The sequence below is a fragment of the Almyronema sp. genome (genome assembly GCF_052168255.1).
GTDB lineage: Bacteria > Cyanobacteriota > Cyanobacteriia > Phormidesmidales > Phormidesmidaceae > Sphaerothrix > Sphaerothrix epifaneia.
Map to the genome: position 1 here is coordinate 1 of NZ_JBQLZL010000025.1, position 18,333 is coordinate 18,333.

Below are 18,333 nucleotides of genomic sequence, written 5' to 3' on the forward strand. Positions count from 1 at the left end.
ACTGAACGAAAAAACGAGCAAGCTTAGCCAAGGCGTTTTAAGATCACGACATTTTTGTCTACAACCTTTTCAAACGATGACCCAACCTCTACACCTAGCCGTCAACGGTACGCTAATGCGTGGCTTAGCCCTCAACGACAACCTCCTTGCCGCTGGTGCCACGTTTGTACGAGAAGCTAAAACCGAACCAGCCTACCGGCTTTGGTCTATTGGCGATCGCCACCCAGCTATGCAGCGCGTTCGAGCAGGCGGCGTTGCGATCGCCGTTGAAATCTGGGCCATCCCCCCCGCTGGACTCGGCCAAATCTTGCTGCAAGAACCACCCGGCTTAGCTATCGGCAAAGTCAAACTAGACACTGGCGAAATCGTGCTAGGCGTCATCGGTGAAGCGATCGCCTGCCAAGACCAAACCGAAATCACCCAGTTTGGCGGCTGGCGAGCTTATATTGACTCGCTTCAAGCTATCTCCGGCGTTAAAGACCCGGTAAGCTAAAAAAAACTGCTAGTTAAGCCGATGACTCAACCCAACCCCGATTTTATGCAAGCCGCGATCGATCTGTCGCTTGAAAGCATTCGCACCACCCACGGAGGGCCTTACGGTGCAGTCGTCGTTAAAGACGGCGAAATTATTGGTCGGGGGATGAACCAGGTGGCTCCGCTCAACGACCCCACCGCCCACGCCGAAATGCTTGCCATTCGAGCCGCCTGCCAGCACCTACAAAACTGGCAGCTTCAAGGCTGTGAACTATACACCAGTTGCGAACCCTGCCCCATGTGTATGGCCACTATTTACTGGGCTAAGCTCGATCGCATTTACTACGCCAACTCCAAAGAAGACGCCAGCGAATATGGCTTCAACAGCGGCTTTATCTATCAAGAAATCGCGCTACCCATTTCTCAGCGATCGCTTCCGATGACCCAACTGATGCAAGACAAAGCCGTCGCCGCCTTCAAAGAATGGGCCAGCAAAACCGACAAACTCACCTACTAGCAGGTTTTTGGCACAGCCATCGCATAACAGATAACAGAATCTTGAGCCTGAAAGTGGTTTGCTAGACCTGTTTATGCAGTTTGCAAAGAGGCAATGCCATGAGTGGACTAGGGGGTCTAAATAAAACGCCCAATGGAGTAGTTTTGGGCATGGTGCAGCTCCAACTGCCCAACGTGGTCACGCCCGCTGACCTAGCCGCCCAAACTCAGCGCATTTGTGACCTCGTCGCCAAAGCCCGCCGCAACCTGCCAACGATGGATCTGGTGGTATTTCCAGAGTATTCGCTGCATGGCCTCTCAATGGATACCAACCCGGAAATTATGTGTCGCCTTGATGGGCCAGAAGTGGAGGCGTTTCGCCAAGCCTGCTGCGACCATCAGATTTGGGGTTGCTTTTCCATTATGGAATACAACCCCAACGGCAACCCTTACAACAGCGGTCTAATTATTGACGACAAAGGAGAACTCAAGCTCTATTACCGTAAGCTACATCCCTGGGTGCCAGTTGAACCCTGGGAACCAGGTAACTTAGGCATTCCGGTTTGCGAAGGGCCAAACGGCAGCACAATCGCCCTAATTATTTGCCATGACGGCATGTTCCCAGAAATGGCTCGCGAGTGTGCCTATAAGGGAGCCGAAATTATGATTCGCACTGCGGGTTATACCGCCCCAATTCGTCATTCCTGGCAAATTACCAATCAAGCCAACGCCTTTTGCAACCTGATGGTCACGGCCTCTGTCTGCATGTGCGGCACCGATGGCACCTTCGACTCTATGGGAGAAGGCATGATCGTTAACTTTGATGGCACCCCCTTAGCAACGGGTAGCCACCGCCCTGACGAAATTATCACCGCCGAAGTCCGCCCCGACTTAGTCCGCGAAGCCCGCCAGCACTGGAGCGTTGAAAACAATATTTATCAGTTTGGTCATCGCGGCTATGTAGCCGTCAAAGGCGGCGCTCAGGATTGTCCGTATACCTACATGCAAGATTTGGTTAACGGCAGCTACCGCCTCCCCTGGGAAGACGAGGTAATTTATACAGACGGCACCTCCTGTGGCTTTCCAGCCCCAACCCGCGAGTATCAAGGCGAAGAGTTACCCTCAGAACCTGCCGAGATCTTATAAAACGCTCCACCCAGTTAGCATTGGGCATTTGGGATAAGGTGGCGGTTAAAACCGCAGCCCCCGCTACTTTTGAGAGGCTATGCCAAGTGCCTGCCCCTAGAAAGGCCGAGGTTGGGTTTGAACCCCTCAATTCTTAAACTTGGCTAATTTGGTTCATCGGTAACTCTTTAAAGCTCTTACCAGGTGGTAAGCATTCTCTATACGGTACTACTTAGCTGTAACTCAATGGGATGCTACGTTGACGCTGAACCCTATCCTTATCCTTACAACGGCGATTTGCGACCCACCAATACTGCTCTCATCATCATTGACATGCAGACAGATTTTTGTGGAGAAGGCGGCTACGTAGACAAAATGGGCTATGACCTGTCGCTAACGCGATCGCCCATCGAACCGATTAAACAATTGCTAGCCGTCATGCGATCGCAGGGATATTTCATTATCCACACCCGCGAAGGCCACCGCCCCGACCTGAGCGATTTACCAGAAAACAAACGCTGGCGATCGCGCCGCATAGGTGCAGGCATCGGAGATTCTGGCCCCTGCGGCAAAATTTTGGTACGAGGTGAACCGGGGTGGGAAATCATCCCAGAACTAGCCCCGATCGCAGGCGAAGTAATTATCGACAAACCGGGCAAAGGCTCTTTTTATGCCACTGACCTAGACTTAATTCTCAGTCGCCAAGGCATTCAAAATCTAATTCTCACAGGCATCACCACCGACGTCTGTGTCCACACCACCATGAGAGACGCCAACGATCGCGGCTACGAGTGCCTGCTGCTTTCCGACTGCACCGCAGCCACCGACTACAGCAACCATCTCGCCGCCCTCAGCATGATCAAAATGCAAGGCGGCGTTTTCGGCGCAGTCTCAAACTCCAAAGCCCTCCTCACCACACTCAGCCCCGAAAAAACGTAACGCCCCCCACCCAAGCAAACCCTCCCCCCTTCTCCCCTTCCCCACCTCTCCCCCTTCCCCACCTCCCCCATGAAAACCGCCACCCTCCCCACCCAAACCCAAACCCAAGCGCCGCCAGAACTTCAAGTCATCAACATGACCAAACGCTTTGGTAGCCTTGTGGCTCTAGACAACGTCTCCATGACGCTTCGCCCCGGCACCGTCCATGCCCTCCTCGGCGAAAACGGCGCAGGCAAAAGCACCTTAGTCAAATGCATCATGGGGTTTTATGCCCCCACCGCTGGCAAAATTCTCGTCGATCAGCAAGAACATACGATCAAAAGCCCCAAACAAGCGCATGAATTTGGCATTGGCATGGTCTATCAGCACTTCACCTCAGTGCCTGCCATGACCGTTGCCGAAAATTTGGTCTTGTCTCGCTACAACACCACCAACTTGATCAACTGGAAAGCTGAATATGACGAATTAAACGCCTTTATGGCTAGCTCTCCTTTTCGGGTTGATCTCGACACACCAGTAGGGCAGTTAGCCGCTGGTCAAAAGCAAAAGCTAGAAATTCTTAAGCAGCTCTATCTCAAAAGCCGCATTCTCATTCTGGATGAACCTACCTCCGTGTTGACGCCGGGTGAAGCCGATGAAGTTTTAGGACTGATTCGCCAAGAGGTGAAATTGGGACACCTCAGCGTTTTGCTCATTACGCACAAATTTCGAGAAGTGACCGCCTTTACCGACGAAGTGACGGTGCTGCGCAAAGGTCAGCTAGCCGGAAGCGGGCAGGTAAAACAGCTTTCTATTGCCGATATGGCTCAAATGATGCTGGGGGAAGAACGGCAAACCAAGGCGATTGAGAAAAATACTCATGCTGACAGCCAGCCCGTACTGCAAGTGAAAAACTTGTGCGCCAATCGTGACAACGGTTTGCCAGCGATTCGGCAGATTAATCTGACCGTACAAAGTGGCGAGATTGTGGGGATTGCCGGGGTGTCTGGCAATGGCCAGCGAGAGCTAGTTGAAGTGTTAGCAGGACAGCGATCGCCCACTGCCGGACAAGTCTCAGTCAACGGCGAACCCTATAGCGCTACGCGGGTTGAAATGGATCGTCATTGCGTCTTTGCTTTGCCAGAAGAACCCCTGCGCAATGCCTGCGTACCGCACATGAGCGTGGCCGAAAATATGGCTTTGCGTACGTTTGACAAAGCGCCTCAGTCACGCTGGAGTCTGTTTTTGGTGCTGAAGCAAATCCGCAGCATGGCTGAAGGGCTGATTCAAGCGTTTTCAGTTAAAACGCCTTCGCCAGATGTGCCTGTGAGTAATCTTTCTGGCGGTAACGTGCAGCGGACGGTGCTAGCGCGAGAACTGTCTTCTGATCAAATCAACTTACTGATTGCGGCAAATCCCTGCTTTGGCCTGGATTTTTCAGCGGTTAATTTTATTCATGGTGAAATTGTCAATGCTCGTAACCGTGGAGTAGCGGTATTGCTGGTTAGCGAAGACTTAGACGAGCTTTTGAGTTTAGCCGATCGCGTGATTGTGATTAGCGAAGGTGAGTTTGTCTACGAAAGCGCGATCGCTGAAGCCGACTTAACCACCATTGGTCAAAAAATGGCTGGACATTAGCGCGATCGCTGATGTGTTCGAGAAACCCCCAGAGAAATCCTGCCCTTTTTGGGAGGCGGGTTGAGCCTAGCCCGTTCTAATCCGCCCTAGCCTGATGGCTGTAGCCCCAAGCATTGTCATCCTCAAATAGCTGCCAGCCCTAAGCTTTCTAATGCCCTTAGCCTTTAGCTATAGCCAATTATGCCTGCCATTACTGCCCATCCCTACGACTACGAACTGCCGACCGCAACGGGTCTAGCGTTGCTAATTATTGATATGCAGCGCGACTTTTTAGAACCGGGGGGCTTTGGCGCAGCCCTCGGCAACGATGTGCATCGATTACAGGCCATTGTGCCTACAATCAAAAAGCTGCAAGCGGCGTTTCGAGCTTTGCATTTGCCGATTTTTCAAACGGTTGAAGGCCATCAGCCAGATTTGAGTGATTGCCCGCCCTCGAAGCGCGATCGCGGTAAAGGTACGCTCAAAATTGGCGATTGCGGGCCGATGGGTCGCATTTTGGTTTTGGGCGAACCGGGGAACCGCATTATCGACGAGCTAGCGCCGCTACCCGACGAAACCGTAATTTCTAAACCGGGCAAAGGCGCTTTTTACCAAACTAACCTGGAATTTTTACTCAAGACTCACAACATCTCTCATCTGATTATTACTGGAGTAACGACCGAGGTTTGTGTACAAACAACCATGCGCGAAGCCAACGATCGCGGCTATGAGTGCCTGCTAGTAGAAGACGGGACTGAAAGTTACTTCCCCGAATTTAAGCAAGCCACCCTAGAGATGGTTTGCGCCCAAGGCGGTATTGTTGGCTGGTGTGCCAGGGCGCAGGCGGTATTAGCGGGCTTAAACAGCTTGCAGTTGGCTGAACGCTAGGCTTGGTCGCTCAGGCGCAACCTTTAATTAGCAACGCCTAAAATCAGTTCCCAGCGATTGAGCTGTCCTGTATTTAACGGCGAGTGATCGATCGCTTTTAGCAACCACTGCCCTGTCACCGACTGGTACAGCAAATTGGCTAAGGTCGGCGTCGTTGCTAGCGTGTAGGTTTGGTTCAACTGCCGCTGCCGTCCTAAAGTTCGCCCCTGCAATAAGACGGTCGTTCCCTCAGGGGAAATTAGCGTCAGGCTGATGTCGCCCAAAAACTCATGGGTCAGACTCAGGCGAATCTCAATATCTTGTAAACGACCGCGATCGCCAATGCTAATTCGACTGGTTGCCCCCTGCGGCTGATCATCTGGAATCGAGAGGGGCACAGGGTTGCTTTGTCGTAGGGTTTGCTGCAAACGACGAGAGGTATGCAAACGGCGCTGGGCTTCTTGGACGGCTCTGGCCGCGTTGACTTTGCCATAGCCAAACCAAAACGAATGGCCTTTGTCGTCATAGGTGCCATATCGCAAGCCCAACTGAGGATCGCTAGAGGTATCGACAATTTTGTCAGCCGTTTCTTGTAAAAGCCGACGAACTTCGTAAGCTTTGAGGTAAGGATTAACCGACAGCACCAGCGCAGCCACACCCGCGACTACGGGGCAAGCGCTAGAGGTTCCGCCAAAGCCCGTTGTATAGGCTCCGGTTGCATACCCAGCCGCATCGCTGCGATCGCTGGTAACCATCCCTAATCCTGGCAGCGCCGTTTGAATTTCTGGCCCGGTTGCAAGGGTGCCCAATCGGGGTAAGGCCATGCTGGGGGGGGCGTTGTTGCTAGGTGCTGCGATCGCAATATGTTGTCCCCAGTTGCTATAGGCCGCTTTGCGATTCAAGCTGGTAGAAGCCGCTACCGAAATGACATCGGGATGGACGGCAAAGCCACTCAGCCAGGTCGTTGCCCCTTTGACGGCATTTTTAGGCCAGCCTTGCTCATTGAGACTGCCGCTAACGGGGCGATTGGCGTTACCTGCTGAAAAAACAATCACGCAGCCTCTGCCGTAACGCCCTTGGGTGGCTGCTTTAGTAATGGCGTTGCGCTGCCGTAGCGACAGCGGAAAATAAATGGCGGCTGGCGACCAGCTCGCCGAAATCACTGCCGCTCCTTGTTCAATGGCCCAGTCAAACAATTGTTCAATCGACTCATCATCTAAAAAGCCCGTGGTTTGAATGGGCATAAAGGCACAGCCCGGTGCTACCCCAACCACGCCGATACCGTTTTCTTCTGCGATCGCCAGTCCGGCGACGGCTGTTCCGTGGTTTTCATCTTCACGCGTCGGCGTGGGTAAGGCGTCTTGCTGCTTCAGGTCTTGTGGGGCTACCAGTTTACCCACCCCCTGAAAGTCAGGATGATCCACATCAAACCCATCATCAGCCACGGCGATCACCACTGAGCGACTGCCGCGCGTGAGTTCCCAGGCTGACTCTGCCGCAATATGAGAGTTAGCGGCTAAACTCTGGCTACTGCCAGTATGAAAGAGATGCCACTGTCGCGCATATAACGGATCTTGAGGTCGATACAGCAGCTCTGTTTGAATAATAATGTTAGGCTCAGCCAGCAAAACCTGGGGCTGCTCAGCCAGACGGTTGGCAATTTTAACCGGGTTTTCGACGGCTGCCGACGTTAAGCGAAAGACAAAGGTGTTGGCAATGCCGTCAACGGCTTGTTGCTGTTGCAAACCATAGGCGATCGCGGCGGCTTCTATCACGGCTGGGCCAGCTTCAGGGGTAAACTGAATGGTCATTTCTGGCGCTAGATAGACCAGCGTTTGCGGGCTGGCTAGCAAACGGTAAACATGGCTAGCAAACTCAACGGCAGGCGATTGCCGTACCGTTGCCATCGCCGTTTCTAGCTGGCGAGGTAGCACTTGCCACTCCAGTAACCGACCCGAAGCGATCGTTCGCACCGCTTCAGGATTGATCTGAGCTTGCAAAGCCGCCTGTTCCGTCGCTGTGAGCGCGGCAGTTGTAAAGCGATCGCTCAGCTTAACCAGCAGCAGTTCTTCCCCTCCCCGCTGCAAAACCAGATCAACCTGCCTAGACATAATTTTCTGCCTGAAGGTATTCTAGGGAACTCAGTGGTTTATCCGTAAGTCTACAGGGATCTGGCAAGACTCCGCTAACCGTGGCTACTTCATCTAGCCCACAGCAACCCGTCAGACCGCTCAAGAGAAAAGATCAATTCGTTCAGCAAACATGTTTGAATGAACTAATGCGTTCTCTGACTCAACCGGGATCACAAGATATTGAGCAGAACGCGCTTGGTTTGTGATGTTGTGCATTAGCTTATCTGAAGAGTAGACCTGTCTTGCTGCTACCGAAACATAAGGTTACGTAATGACGAATTCCACTATGCTTTACCCCCATATGTTGATCAACAGACTGAGTTTTTGGGTTGCCCTGACGTTGGCGATCGCGCTACCCACCACTGCTCAGGCCCAAGATAACGCCGCTAGCTCAGGGAACAGCAACTCTCAAATTACAGAAGTTTTGCCCCAGTCCAGCATTTTGCTCAGCATTGAGTCTAGCGAACGGCTCATGCAAGAAGCTGAAGCGGCGATCGCTGTTCAAGACTACCCCACCGCGATCGCCAAACTGCAAGAAGTGCGCCAGCTTTTAGGGCAGCTTTCGGGTTTTTACCGCGATTTATCCGAGCTATTTACAGGTATTGACAACCGTATTAGCGACAGCCACCGAGAAAAAGCCTTAGCCACTGCTCAGATGCGGGATGAGGCTACCTTTCAATTAGCGCTGGTTCATCGCGCCCAAAATCAGCCTGAATTAGCGGTACCCCTGCTGATTGAAATTGTGCGCAGTCAGCAACCTACTCGCAACCTGGGACAACGCGCCTATCAGCAACTCTTTGAGCTAGGCTTTGTCGATGCTCCCTATCCCCGAAATCAGGCTAGCGAATAAACGATATTCTGCTGGCAAGTTCGCTAAACTAGTCGGGTATAGGCTTATTCACTTTTGCGTATTTTCAGTTAATAAGGAGCAGGCATGATTAGCCCCGATCAGGTTGAATCAATGATCCAAACTGGGCTACCTGACGCACAGGTGAACGTGCAAGATCTCACAGGTGGCGGTGATCATTATCAGGTGACAGTGGTTTCGTCCGCTTTTGAAGGCCGCAGCCTGATTCAGCAGCACCAGCTAGTTTATCAAGCTCTGCAACAGGCTATGTCTTCTGAAGCGATTCATGCCCTTTCGCTCAAAACTTACACGCCTGCTGCTTGGACGACAGCCCACTAAAAGCATTTCGTTTTTATCTGACTCAAACTAAGCACCATGACTCCAGAACTCAAGGCTAAAATCGATACCCTGCTCGAACAGCACCCCATCGTTGTGTTTATGAAGGGGTCTAAACTCATGCCTCAGTGCGGCTTCTCTAACAATGTGGTTCAAATCCTCAACATGTTAGGCGCGCCCTACGAAACCGTTGATGTGCTAGAAGACTACGAGATTCGTCAGGGCATCAAAGAATATTCCAACTGGCCGACCATCCCTCAGGTTTATGTTAATGGCGAGTTTGTGGGCGGCTCAGATATCATGATCGAGCTTTACCAGAACGGTCAACTGCAAGAAATGGTTGAAGTCGCGATCGCGTCTTAAAGCTGCCGCTGGCTCAAAGCTTTGGCTGAGTAAATGCGTTCAGGGGTCTGGCAATTTACCAGACCCCTGAACAAGTTATTGGTGTCGATCTAGGATCATGTTTTGGGCGATCGCCAAGCTGGGATCTGCCTCAGAAGATGTTTGAAAAGTCTTATTTTTTGTAGCAAAAGTGGAGATCCCCCTAAAGCTCCCTTAAAAAGGGGGACTTTTAACCACAACATCTACCCGCTAGTAGGTTTGCCGTAGGTACAGAGACGCTTAGTAGTAGTCAGGCTCAGATTCTGGAATGGCAAAGTTAGAGGTGTCGTGCAAAAAGCGAATGACATCTTCCTCTAAGCGATGGACTAAATAAGGCTCTAAAGCATCGGCATGGCGAAGAGCCGCTAGATAACCATCGATAAAAAGACGCAACTCATCTCGGTTTCGATAGCCTCGATTCCACTGCTCGACCAAGGCGTCGGTCATGCGTTGGTAATAGCGAATTGCGCGGGCGTCTTGAAGCATGGTGAGGGGGGTTAAGCAACGCTGCTAGTCCAGTCAGAGGCAATGGCAACTGCTGGCCAGAGAAATTTAGAAAAAATACTGAATTAGTAGAACTATAACGGAAACTGTTTGATTCTTTCAGTTTGTTTCTTTGTGTATATTTATTACCATTTTATCAGCTTAGTCAAAAAAGCCGGGGCGCATATTTAAACAGATTCACAGTCCCGCCAGGGCTGATTCGGTGGGGCGTAACGGCAGTTACAAAATCATGACAACCGCTTTGATAGGCTAGGTGCCAGATACGAGAGCTGTTTTACGGAACCAAGTAGGGCTGGTGGGTTCAATTTGCATTCAAATTGTTGAAGGAAATCCTCATTTGCGATCGCTGCTGGGCTGGCACCTCCAGCAGGCTGGCTACTGGGTTGTGCAGTCGGCAGATATCGCAAGAGGGCGCGATGCTTTTCAAAACCGCTGTCCTGATTTGGTGATTTTGGACTCAGAACTACCAGATGGGGACGGGATCGAACTTTGTCGCTGGATGCAGCATCAAAGGCAGGTTTTGATTTTAATGCTGTCTGCTCGGACTACCGAATCTGATGTTGTCACTGGCTTAAAGGCTGGCGCTGACGATTATTTGTCTAAGCCCTTTGGTATGCAAGAGTTTTTGGCGCGGGTCGAAGCCCTGACTCGCCGCAGTCAAAAAGCGATCGCTCCGGCTTCCCTTAGCTATGGCGACCTTTATATTGATCTGGTGCAGCGGCGCGTGCGCTACAAAGAAGAATTTATTGACTTAACTCCTCAAGAGTTTAGTTTGCTCTACGTGCTGACCCAGGCAGCGGGTGCGCCGCTTAGCCGCTCTGATCTGCTGAAACGGGCTTGGCCAGATGCCATTGACAACCCGCGCACGGTAGACACCCACGTCCTTTCTCTGCGCAAAAAAATCGAAATTGATCCTCGCCAACCCAATATTATTCAAACCGTTCGCAATGTCGGCTATCGATTTAACATTGAACGGATCAGTAAAGAAGCCCAGTCTAGCCGCCACGGCTTGGGGATGAATTCGCCGTCACCTGCTGTCGTCTCTGCCTCTGTCGTGCATCAGCATTAGGGTTCGGTTTGCCACGCTTGCGCCTCTTGCTGCTCAGTTTGCAGAATGGCTTGATGGAGTTGTGTCCAATCAATCGAGCCTTGTGGCAAGTCTTGAACAAGCCTGCCCTGCTGTAAGTACAGCACTCGACTACAGGTATTTTGCAGCAAATTGAGCTGGTGATTGGCCATTAAAATCGTCACCTGCTTTTCTTCAGCCAGCGATTTGAGCAGTTCCATCAGGCGAGTACCGTTACCCGCATCTAAAGCAGAGGTGGGTTCATCTAGCAGCAATACCTGAGGCTCTAGCAAAAGCGCTCGCGCTAAAGCTACTCGCTGACGCTGACCTACTGATAACGCTAGCTCAGTGCGCGGTAGCCAAGACTGTGGAATTTGCAAACGCTCTAACCAAGTCTGAATGTGGCTTTCGGCCTGCGATCGCTCAACATTGCGTAATTGCAGAGGATACTGCAGAGCCGCTTCTACGGTCATATCTAACAGCTTTGGCTCTTGCGCCAGCAACACAATCTGACGCCGTAGCGGCACTACCGGAAGCTGCCGTAAGTCTTGTCCGGCAAAGTAGATACAGCCTTGGCTGGGATCGCTTAGACGGTTGATCAGGCGCAATAGCGAAGTTTTCCCTGCTCCGGATGGCCCTACTAAACCAACAAACTCTCCGGCGGCAATGCTGAAGCTCAGGTCTTGCAAAATCTGCGCGTTACCTACTGTCGCCTGCAAACTCACCTGTTCAAATCGTAGCTGGGTCAAGGTCGCACGCTCCAACTGATTTCAGCATTAACCTCTCTCTTATTTTGAAAGACTCCTGCTCCTGGGTTTAATCCGCCAACAAGTCTATCATTCTCTTTCTCACAAGTGTTTCTATGAAACGGTTTGAACCAACCCAGTTGAGTAACTATGAGGCCAGACTTGTGGTAGCTAAATGCTTTACGCTGAGCATAAAAGCGCCCCTAAGCGAATGACTTAACCATGCTGCAAGCCATTTTGTTCGATCTAGACGGTACCTTAGCCGATACTGACCCCATTCACTTTCGCATCTGGCAGCAGCTTCTGCGATCGCATCAAATAGAAATTGACGCTACAAGCTATCAGCAACACATTAGCGGTCGCCTCAACGCCGATATTATGGCAGATCTGCTGCCGCATCTGGCAGCCGAGGCGCAAGTACAATTTGCCGTTGATAAAGAAGCTCGCTTTCGAGAACTCGCGGTTAATGAACTGCGGCCACTGGCTGGACTGCTGCCGCTGCTAGCCTGGATTGAGCAGCAAGGGCTAAAGACAGCGGTGGTGACCAACGCCCCGCGCCAGAATGCGGCTTTCATGCTGGAAACGCTTAACCTGACCCAGCGGTTTAGAACGGTCATTCTGGCAGGCGAACTGCCGAAAGGCAAGCCCGACCCGTTGCCTTATCAAGAGGCGATGCGGCAGTTACAGGTACAGCCAGCTCAAACCCTGGCTTTTGAAGATTCGCCGTCAGGGCTGCGCTCAGCCGTAGCCGCCCAGGTGACAACGGTAGGCATGGCAACCACCCATACGCCTGAGTCGCTCTATGCGCTGGGGGCAGATTTGGTCGTTACTGACTTTACTGATGAACGGCTAAAACAGTTCGGCTTGCTAACAGCAGCTCAATAGTTTGCGGGTGAATTGCCAGCGCTAGGTTGCACCCCTCACAAGGTTTAGCACCCGCGCTGAGTTCTATTGTTAGCCACGAAGCAAAAACCCAGCCAGAAGGCTATTGAAACAAAAAACCCGAAATCACCAAAGGAATCAGCAAGGCCAAAAAGATCACGAAGACGACGGTTCCAGCATCTACCGTGATCAAGTTGGGATCGGCTGAGTCCCCCTCTGGTGAACTCTCCGGCTTGTTTGATTGAGGATCTTCCGGCATGAGTGAGTACTCAACTAGCAACTGGCAGTTTTTGTTCCTTTACCCATCTCTAGCGCATCTCCTAGCTGATGTCCATCATGATAAGCAGCTAGCAGCACTTCACTGGTTTTGCCCCAGGCAATTCGACCGGAGCGATCAATGCCAATAGCACCAAACTCTCGCTGATTTCGATCGGCTTCCGCAAAGGATTTGTCGAAGGCTTGGGATAAAGCCATGCCATCGGTGACTCGTACCACAATCCGAGCAGCCAAGCACTCATCGATAATATCTTCTCCAATGCCTGTGCAGCTAATCCCAGCATCGGCAGTGGCATAATTGCCAGCCGGCATGGCAGAATCGCTGACGCGTCCGATACGCTCTAGCCCTTTGCCCCCGGTTGAAGTGCCTGCGGCAATGCGTCCTTGGCTGTCTAGCGCTACTACTCCAATGGTGCCCCGTCGAGCACTGCTATTGGCCAGGGCACTTTCGGCTACAACACCAGCCATTTCGTGTTTAAAGCCTTCAGAGCGCTCCCGTAGCCATTCTTGTAGACGCAGCTCAGTTAGCGGATCGTAAAGAGGGGTGCCTAGCTCTCGCATTAAGTCGGCTGAACCGTAGTCAGACAACACGCGATCGTGAGAGGTTTGCAAATATTCGGCTAAGTCAATCGGGTGCTGCAACCGTGAGGCGTTGATTACACCGCTAAAGCGCTGAGCCGCCCCATCCATTAGCGAAGCACTCATGCGGATTTGGCCGTCAGACTGTAGAACTGACCCTGTACCCGCATTAAAGCGAGGGTTGTCTTCTAACAAACGGCACCCCAAAACCACTGCTGATTTAGCCTCTGCACCAGCGGCTAGTTTTTGGTAAACCGCTTCTACAATTTGATGCAGCTCATGCCGAACGGCGATCAGGCTCTCTTGTGACTTGATTTTGCTTCCAGCCCCACCATGTATGATCAGCTTTGGTTCGATCCCGCCTGTCATATAACTCGCTCCTTGGAGTAACCCTACGTTTGTTGCACAATCTTTACATTCTAAAGCAGATAAGTAAGGAGCCTAATTTTTTGTAGAGGGTGTTATCGCCTTAGCGTTAACACCCTCAAGCGCAGAGAAGGTCAGGCAGCTCTTGACTTTCTGACGACAGCATTGCTCAACTGTGGCTACAAACTTGTGGCTACAGACCGAAGGCGCAACTTACGCTTAGTTTTAGTGCGTTATGCAGTGCAACTTTACAGAGATTCTGACATTTCATCGGTAGTCAATGCTTCAATTAGCAGATCAACCTGCTGTTGCTTTTGCGCTAAAAAGCGTTTGCACTGCTGCAATTGTTCAGCCGCTTGGGTAAATTGCTCAAGGGTGGCGGCTAGGGAGAGTTCTCCTGCTTCAATTTGCTGAATTGTGGCTTCAATTTCAGCGACGGCTTGCTCGTATTGCCAGACATCTGCTGAACGATCGGTGGCTCGCGGCTTTTTCATGTATCTGTCTCCTGAGAAGAGTCTGTCTGAGAAAGGTGAGTGATTTGGGCGATCGCGCTTCCCTGGCCGAGTTGTAAAGTCACCCTATCGCCTACTTTTAGATCAGCAGTGGTGCGTACCAGCGCTCCGGAAGCTTGGCGGACGAGCGCATAGCCTCGCTGCAAAACCTGTTCAGGGTTGAGAGCGGCTAACTTTTGCGCCAAAGTCGCTTGGTGAGTTTGGGCTTGCTGAAGTCGCTGGGCGATCGCGGCGGTGAGGCGTTGCTGCTGCCACTGTTGGCGCTGTTGGTTTTGTTGCAGTTGACGTTCGATCGGGAGGCGCTGCAGTCGTTCGAGGTGGGTGGCGTACTGAACTTGGGCGATCGCCAGTTTGGTTTGCATGGCTTGGCTGAGGGCTACTGTGCGATCGCGATGCTGTGCCAGTAAATCGTTCAGGCTAGGAACCGCTTGGGCGGCAGCCGCAGTAGGCGTATGGGCGACCCAATCGGCCACCAAGTCGGCTAAAGATTCGTCGCGTTCGTGGCCGATGCCTGTAATCACCGGAATTGGGCAGGTGGCGATCGCTCGCACCACCCGCTCATCGTTAAAGCAAGCCAGATCCTCTGCTGAACCGCCGCCGCGCGCCAAAATAATCACTTCCGCCCGCCCCTCTTGGCCAAGCCGTGCTAGGGCGGTCGCGATCGCTGTTGGTGCGGCTGTGCCCTGTACCTGCGTTGGCGATAGCAACACTCGCAAGCCGGGATAGCGCTGGCGTAGCGTCCGCTGAATATCGCCCCAAGCAGCCGCCTGATCTGAAGTGACCACGCCCACAATTTGAGGATGCGGCGGTAAGGGACGCTTCCGCTCGGCGTCAAACAAGCCCTCTAGCTGCAAGCGATCGCGCAGTTGGCGGTAGCGCAAGGCGTTTAACCCCTCGCCCACCGGAATACTCTGCCAAACGACAAGCTGATAGCTTCCCCGTTGCGGGTAGAGGCGAATTTGCCCCAGCAGCGTTATCAGCGTGCCTGTCGTTGGCAGTTCTAGCAGCCGAGGCACCTGCGATCGCCAAATCACACAGCGCAACGTAGCGGTTGCCTGCGGGTCTTGCAGCGTAAAAAACAAACCACTCGCGTGGTGCCGCAAGTCAGATACTTCCCCCATCACCCAAATTTGTCTTAACTGGTAATCTTGCTCTAACAGCTCCTGAATGTAGTCTGTTAGGCCAGCCACGCTGAGGGGAGTCAGGGTACTGGGGATGTCGGTAAATGAAGTCATAATTCTGAGCAAATGACCTGAAGTAGCCCGCCGTTGACTTAATTAGTACATTTGTATGGTCTTTTGTGCAATACTCTCTACAATAAGTGAGAGATTTAAAAAAATTACCTTAGGATGGCGATAGCTGCGGGGCAAACCTGCCCCCGCTACAATTCGTTTCTGGCATTTTCTACTTACCGAGACAAGCATGGCTAAATCCTCAGCGGATAACTCCGACAAGCAAAAAGCTTTAGGCATGGTGCTCAATCAGATTGAGCGTAATTTTGGCAAAGGCACCATTATGCGGCTCGGTGACGCCAGCCGTATGCGCGTAGAAACGATTCCTACCGGGGCTTTAACGCTAGATCTCGCGCTTGGTGGGGGCTTGCCCAAAGGTCGGATCATTGAAATTTACGGCCCAGAAAGTTCTGGTAAAACAACGCTAGCGCTCCATGCGATCGCCGAAGTGCAAAAAACCGGAGGGATTGCCGCCTTTGTTGACGCCGAACATGCTTTAGATCCCTACTATGCTTCTGTTTTAGGCGTTGATATTGAAAATCTGCTGGTATCGCAGCCCGATACGGGCGAAGCCGCTCTGGAAATTGTCGATCAGCTCGTTCGTTCTTCGGCTATTGATTTGGTGGTGATTGATTCCGTTGCGGCTCTCGTTCCTCGCGCCGAAATTGAAGGCGAGATGGGGGATTCTCATATGGGTTTGCAAGCGCGTCTGATGAGCCAAGCGCTGCGAAAAATCACGGGCAACATTGGCAAATCGCAGTGTACGGTAATTTTTCTCAACCAGTTACGGCAAAAAATTGGCGTCGTCTACGGCAACCCCGAAACCACAACTGGCGGCAACGCCCTCAAATTTTATGCCTCGGTACGTTTAGATATTCGCCGTATTCAAACGCTGAAGAAAGGCAACGAAGAGTACGGTATTCGAGCCAAAGTCAAGGTGGCTAAAAACAAGGTAGCCCCCCCCTTCCGAATTGCTGAATTTGACGTCATTTTTGGGCAGGGTATTTCCCGACTGGGCTGTCTGATAGACCTGGCTGAACAGAATGATCTGATTGTTCGCAAAGGAGCTTGGTACAGCTACGAAGGCAACAATATCGGCCAAGGACGAGACAACGCCATTCAGTATTTGGCCGATAATCCAGACGTGGTCAGCACAATTGAACAAACCCTACGCCAGCAGTTTAGCCCCGCCCAGGTAGAAGCAGCCGATTCCTCCGAAACAGACGCTGAGGCGGATTAGGCTTTTCTAGCGGCTCCTCTTGAGAAACGGGCATTGCTTAAGCCTTGTTGAAAGTCTGAGCGGCTTTGAGCAGAAAGCCAGTAAGCTAAGCAGTCTGACACGCTTGAAAATCATTTTGCTGAACGATGTCACAGCCTGATAGCCTTTCACAAACGCCCGTACTTACGGCTGAATATATTGAAGCCTATGCCGAAGAAGATGCGATCGCAGGTCGGCCCAATCCTCGCTTTAAGCGCTCTACAATCTACTGCCACAAATACCTGACTGTGCGCGTGCAGCAGGTGGGCGAAGCGGCTCTGACAGACGCCGAGTGGGATCTGACGTTGTTTTAAGCCAAAGCGCGATCGCGGCTGCTAAAGCTACGTTATGGTAAAGCTAGTGATGGAGTGCGCTCTATGGCTTTGCATTTGCACCCCAAAGTTGAACAACGACTGCAGCAGATGCCCTGGGTGCTGTCGGTTATTGAGCATTTAGGCCAGCATCCTAACGTTCCCCTCACAGCAGACTATAGGCAAGTTGCAGCAGATAGCTACTATGCCGTTTGTGGCCGTCGAGTGACTTGCCTGCACGGTTTTTCGACCTTGCTTCAGCTTGATGTCCGCCGGATGTATGCTTCGGGGCTGCTGGAGTTAACGATTGAGGGCACTGAGTCAGAAGGTACTATCGTTGGCGCTATACTCAACCTCACCTGGTCGCTAGAGCCTCACACCTTTGTTCGGCGCGATCGCCGCCCAACCGCCTGTCAGGGTTGCCTCAACTATCACGGCAAAATCTACGGCGGCAACTTTTTGTGTTGTGCCATCCACCCGGCAGGGCCGCTATCTCAAACTTGTCAAGATTGGCAAGCCGCTTGAGCAGCAGCGCTCAGCCAAACCAAAAGGGAGCAGGAATTTCTGAAGAACGCTTTAAAAAACTGAGTAACGCTGGGGCAAAAGGAGCGATCGCGAAGCGAGAATAGCCAAAACGCTTGCTGATAATAGGCTTAGACAGCGCTTATAGACGGGGCAGCAGCCAGCTACGTAACTGCCCTTAAGTTAAATCACTGAGGCGGTGGCAGCAACCCCAAGTTCTTTAAGTTTGCAGCGAATTTATAAAACTGAAAATTATTTCAAGCTGAGATAAACTCAGCCAGCCAGCCCCTAGCGCCAGACTGGATCTAGCCACCCACTGACCTGTTTGACTCAGGCCAAAGATTTATAGCCGAGGGCAGCAGAAAAGCTTTTCTGCCAGCGGCTTAGCCGCTGAAGCGCCTCAAGGCGGTTGGCTAAAGCTATAGTCGCTTTACTCGTGAGAAATATAAATTTCATAGGGATAAAATTCGCCGTCCCAGTCGCCAATCCAAATGTGGTATCTTCCGGCTGGCCAGGTTCCCACAAATTCCGGCAGAAGCGTACCGTTAGAATCATCGACACACTTGGTTTCGCTAGTGCCCTGACGCCGCATAAACAGGGTAACGTCCCCTGGAGAAACCACGCTGACGCGCAAAGCGCTAAAGTCTGCCGTTAGCTCCAAAATGTGGTCAGGCGCATCATTGGTATTGACATAGCCACAATCATCCCGCCAAACCGTTCCGCCCGACTGCCCTTGACCGCGCACCGGATTGGGCATGAAGTTGGGCGATAGCTCAAAAGTTTCATAGTCGGCTTTGGCAGTTGTGGCTAAGCCCCAGCAGAACGTCACAACAGACAGGGGTAAGGCGATCGCCACCGCAACAGCTTTTGAGCGCATAGCTAACACT

The 18,333-nt window shown here is 52.0% G+C and carries 22 protein-coding genes; 14 read left to right on the forward strand and 8 right to left on the reverse strand.

The window, feature by feature from the left end; genetic code table 11:
- Positions 1 to 76 precede the first annotated feature (76 nt).
- The 6 genes from ACTS3T_RS04330 (at position 77) to ACTS3T_RS04355 (ending at position 5,517) form a co-directional block, all read left to right on the forward strand.
- Positions 77 to 493, forward strand: coding sequence for an allophanate hydrolase-related protein (locus ACTS3T_RS04330; protein WP_462934811.1), 417 nt, complete (start codon positions 77 to 79; stop codon positions 491 to 493).
- Between the two features lie 21 nt (positions 494 to 514).
- Entirely contained in the window at positions 515 to 991 is a 477-nt protein-coding gene (locus ACTS3T_RS04335; protein WP_462934812.1) for a nucleoside deaminase, read from the forward strand.
- A gap of 98 nt (positions 992 to 1,089) precedes the next feature.
- Positions 1,090 to 2,115, forward strand: a complete 1,026-nt coding sequence (locus ACTS3T_RS04340) for a formamidase (protein ID WP_377963332.1) — start codon at positions 1,090 to 1,092, stop codon at positions 2,113 to 2,115.
- 225 nt (positions 2,116 to 2,340) lie between these two features.
- Entirely contained in the window at positions 2,341 to 3,033 is a 693-nt protein-coding gene (gene biuH, locus ACTS3T_RS04345) for a biuret amidohydrolase (protein ID WP_377963334.1), read from the forward strand.
- Positions 3,034 to 3,102: 69 nt separating this feature from the next.
- Positions 3,103 to 4,650, forward strand: coding sequence for an ABC transporter ATP-binding protein (locus ACTS3T_RS04350; RefSeq protein ID WP_377963336.1), 1,548 nt, complete (start codon positions 3,103 to 3,105; stop codon positions 4,648 to 4,650).
- Between the two features lie 180 nt (positions 4,651 to 4,830).
- Positions 4,831 to 5,517 (forward strand): cysteine hydrolase family protein, encoded by a 687-nt coding sequence (locus ACTS3T_RS04355; RefSeq protein WP_377963338.1) that lies wholly within the window; start codon positions 4,831 to 4,833, stop codon positions 5,515 to 5,517.
- Positions 5,518 to 5,540: 23 nt separating this feature from the next.
- Here ACTS3T_RS04355 and ACTS3T_RS04360 read toward each other — a convergent pair whose 3' ends face one another.
- A complete protein-coding gene (locus ACTS3T_RS04360; RefSeq protein WP_377963340.1) occupies positions 5,541 to 7,607 on the reverse strand; it encodes a S8 family serine peptidase in 2,067 nt (688 codons plus the stop codon).
- Between the two features lie 292 nt (positions 7,608 to 7,899).
- Here ACTS3T_RS04360 and ACTS3T_RS04365 point away from each other — a divergent pair, with 292 nt between their 5' ends.
- The 3 genes from ACTS3T_RS04365 to grxD all read left to right on the forward strand — a co-directional run bounded on the left by ACTS3T_RS04365 (position 7,900) and on the right by grxD (position 9,174).
- Complete coding sequence (locus ACTS3T_RS04365; protein WP_377963342.1) at positions 7,900 to 8,478, forward strand: hypothetical protein; 579 nt, start codon at positions 7,900 to 7,902, stop codon at positions 8,476 to 8,478.
- A gap of 84 nt (positions 8,479 to 8,562) precedes the next feature.
- Positions 8,563 to 8,814 (forward strand): BolA family protein, encoded by a 252-nt coding sequence (locus tag ACTS3T_RS04370; RefSeq protein WP_377963344.1) that lies wholly within the window; start codon positions 8,563 to 8,565, stop codon positions 8,812 to 8,814.
- A 36-nt stretch (positions 8,815 to 8,850) separates the two neighbouring features.
- Complete coding sequence (grxD, locus tag ACTS3T_RS04375; RefSeq protein WP_377963346.1) at positions 8,851 to 9,174, forward strand: Grx4 family monothiol glutaredoxin; 324 nt, start codon at positions 8,851 to 8,853, stop codon at positions 9,172 to 9,174.
- 258 nt (positions 9,175 to 9,432) lie between these two features.
- On the opposite strand, the gene ACTS3T_RS04380 is transcribed toward grxD, so the two are convergent.
- On the reverse strand, positions 9,433 to 9,678 hold the full coding sequence (locus tag ACTS3T_RS04380; protein ID WP_377963348.1) for a DUF6761 family protein: 246 nt from the start codon (positions 9,676 to 9,678) through the stop codon (positions 9,433 to 9,435).
- Positions 9,679 to 9,991: 313 nt separating this feature from the next.
- Here ACTS3T_RS04380 and ACTS3T_RS04385 point away from each other — a divergent pair, with 313 nt between their 5' ends.
- On the forward strand, positions 9,992 to 10,765 hold the full coding sequence (locus ACTS3T_RS04385; protein WP_377963392.1) for a response regulator transcription factor: 774 nt from the start codon (positions 9,992 to 9,994) through the stop codon (positions 10,763 to 10,765).
- Here the strand turns inward: ACTS3T_RS04385 and ACTS3T_RS04390 are convergent.
- Entirely contained in the window at positions 10,762 to 11,511 is a 750-nt protein-coding gene (locus ACTS3T_RS04390) for an ABC transporter ATP-binding protein (protein ID WP_377963350.1), read from the reverse strand. The two genes, ACTS3T_RS04385 and ACTS3T_RS04390, sit on opposite strands and share 4 nt — an antisense overlap.
- A gap of 219 nt (positions 11,512 to 11,730) precedes the next feature.
- Here ACTS3T_RS04390 and ACTS3T_RS04395 point away from each other — a divergent pair, with 219 nt between their 5' ends.
- Positions 11,731 to 12,393: an HAD family hydrolase gene (locus ACTS3T_RS04395; RefSeq protein WP_377963352.1), complete on the forward strand. Its 663-nt coding sequence runs from the start codon at positions 11,731 to 11,733 to the stop codon at positions 12,391 to 12,393.
- A gap of 100 nt (positions 12,394 to 12,493) precedes the next feature.
- Here the strand turns inward: ACTS3T_RS04395 and ACTS3T_RS04400 are convergent, their stop codons facing one another.
- The 4 genes from ACTS3T_RS04400 to xseA form a co-directional block, all read right to left on the reverse strand.
- A complete protein-coding gene (locus ACTS3T_RS04400) occupies positions 12,494 to 12,649 on the reverse strand; it encodes a hypothetical protein (RefSeq protein ID WP_377963354.1) in 156 nt (51 codons plus the stop codon).
- Positions 12,650 to 12,663: 14 nt separating this feature from the next.
- Complete coding sequence (locus tag ACTS3T_RS04405; RefSeq protein WP_377963356.1) at positions 12,664 to 13,614, reverse strand: isoaspartyl peptidase/L-asparaginase; 951 nt, start codon at positions 13,612 to 13,614, stop codon at positions 12,664 to 12,666.
- 245 nt (positions 13,615 to 13,859) lie between these two features.
- Positions 13,860 to 14,105 (reverse strand): exodeoxyribonuclease VII small subunit, encoded by a 246-nt coding sequence (xseB, locus tag ACTS3T_RS04410; protein ID WP_377963358.1) that lies wholly within the window; start codon positions 14,103 to 14,105, stop codon positions 13,860 to 13,862.
- Entirely contained in the window at positions 14,102 to 15,358 is a 1,257-nt protein-coding gene (gene xseA, locus ACTS3T_RS04415; protein WP_462934813.1) for an exodeoxyribonuclease VII large subunit, read from the reverse strand. The genes xseB and xseA overlap by 4 nt, the downstream gene beginning before the upstream one ends.
- 187 nt (positions 15,359 to 15,545) lie before the next feature.
- On the opposite strand from xseA, the gene recA reads away from it, so the two are divergent.
- From recA to ACTS3T_RS04430, 3 genes are all read left to right on the forward strand, one after another.
- Positions 15,546 to 16,595: a recombinase RecA gene (gene recA, locus ACTS3T_RS04420; RefSeq protein WP_377963362.1), complete on the forward strand. Its 1,050-nt coding sequence runs from the start codon at positions 15,546 to 15,548 to the stop codon at positions 16,593 to 16,595.
- 125 nt (positions 16,596 to 16,720) lie between these two features.
- On the forward strand, positions 16,721 to 16,927 hold the full coding sequence (locus ACTS3T_RS04425) for a hypothetical protein (RefSeq protein ID WP_377963364.1): 207 nt from the start codon (positions 16,721 to 16,723) through the stop codon (positions 16,925 to 16,927).
- Positions 16,928 to 16,990: 63 nt separating this feature from the next.
- On the forward strand, positions 16,991 to 17,449 hold the full coding sequence (locus ACTS3T_RS04430) for a hypothetical protein (RefSeq protein ID WP_377963366.1): 459 nt from the start codon (positions 16,991 to 16,993) through the stop codon (positions 17,447 to 17,449).
- A 427-nt stretch (positions 17,450 to 17,876) separates the two neighbouring features.
- Here ACTS3T_RS04430 and ACTS3T_RS04435 read toward each other — a convergent pair whose 3' ends face one another.
- A complete protein-coding gene (locus ACTS3T_RS04435; protein WP_377963368.1) occupies positions 17,877 to 18,323 on the reverse strand; it encodes a hypothetical protein in 447 nt (148 codons plus the stop codon).
- Positions 18,324 to 18,333 lie beyond the last annotated feature (10 nt).

Excerpts from the sequence above, each read along its gene's own strand:
- ACTS3T_RS04380 (WP_377963348.1), bottom strand. The coding sequence starts at position 9,678 with ATGCTTCAAGACGCCCGCGCAATTCGCTATTACCAACGCATGACCGAC.
- ACTS3T_RS04405 (WP_377963356.1), bottom strand. The coding sequence starts at position 13,614 with ATGACAGGCGGGATCGAACCAAAGCTGATCATACATGGTGGGGCTGGA.
- ACTS3T_RS04365 (WP_377963342.1), top strand. The coding sequence starts at position 7,900 with ATGACGAATTCCACTATGCTTTACCCCCATATGTTGATCAACAGACTG.
- ACTS3T_RS04400 (WP_377963354.1), bottom strand. The coding sequence starts at position 12,649 with ATGCCGGAAGATCCTCAATCAAACAAGCCGGAGAGTTCACCAGAGGGG.
- biuH (WP_377963334.1), top strand. The coding sequence starts at position 2,341 with ATGGGATGCTACGTTGACGCTGAACCCTATCCTTATCCTTACAACGGC.
- ACTS3T_RS04435 (WP_377963368.1), bottom strand. The coding sequence starts at position 18,323 with ATGCGCTCAAAAGCTGTTGCGGTGGCGATCGCCTTACCCCTGTCTGTT.
- recA (WP_377963362.1), top strand. The coding sequence starts at position 15,546 with ATGGCTAAATCCTCAGCGGATAACTCCGACAAGCAAAAAGCTTTAGGC.
- ACTS3T_RS04430 (WP_377963366.1), top strand. The coding sequence starts at position 16,991 with ATGGCTTTGCATTTGCACCCCAAAGTTGAACAACGACTGCAGCAGATG.
- ACTS3T_RS04425 (WP_377963364.1), top strand. The coding sequence starts at position 16,721 with ATGTCACAGCCTGATAGCCTTTCACAAACGCCCGTACTTACGGCTGAA.
- ACTS3T_RS04355 (WP_377963338.1), top strand. The coding sequence starts at position 4,831 with ATGCCTGCCATTACTGCCCATCCCTACGACTACGAACTGCCGACCGCA.
- ACTS3T_RS04340 (WP_377963332.1), top strand. The coding sequence starts at position 1,090 with ATGAGTGGACTAGGGGGTCTAAATAAAACGCCCAATGGAGTAGTTTTG.
- ACTS3T_RS04360 (WP_377963340.1), bottom strand. The coding sequence starts at position 7,607 with ATGTCTAGGCAGGTTGATCTGGTTTTGCAGCGGGGAGGGGAAGAACTG.
- xseA (WP_462934813.1), bottom strand. The coding sequence starts at position 15,358 with ATGACTTCATTTACCGACATCCCCAGTACCCTGACTCCCCTCAGCGTG.
- ACTS3T_RS04335 (WP_462934812.1), top strand. The coding sequence starts at position 515 with ATGACTCAACCCAACCCCGATTTTATGCAAGCCGCGATCGATCTGTCG.
- ACTS3T_RS04370 (WP_377963344.1), top strand. The coding sequence starts at position 8,563 with ATGATTAGCCCCGATCAGGTTGAATCAATGATCCAAACTGGGCTACCT.
- xseB (WP_377963358.1), bottom strand. The coding sequence starts at position 14,105 with ATGAAAAAGCCGCGAGCCACCGATCGTTCAGCAGATGTCTGGCAATAC.
- ACTS3T_RS04330 (WP_462934811.1), top strand. The coding sequence starts at position 77 with ATGACCCAACCTCTACACCTAGCCGTCAACGGTACGCTAATGCGTGGC.
- ACTS3T_RS04350 (WP_377963336.1), top strand. The coding sequence starts at position 3,103 with ATGAAAACCGCCACCCTCCCCACCCAAACCCAAACCCAAGCGCCGCCA.
- grxD (WP_377963346.1), top strand. The coding sequence starts at position 8,851 with ATGACTCCAGAACTCAAGGCTAAAATCGATACCCTGCTCGAACAGCAC.
- ACTS3T_RS04395 (WP_377963352.1), top strand. The coding sequence starts at position 11,731 with ATGCTGCAAGCCATTTTGTTCGATCTAGACGGTACCTTAGCCGATACT.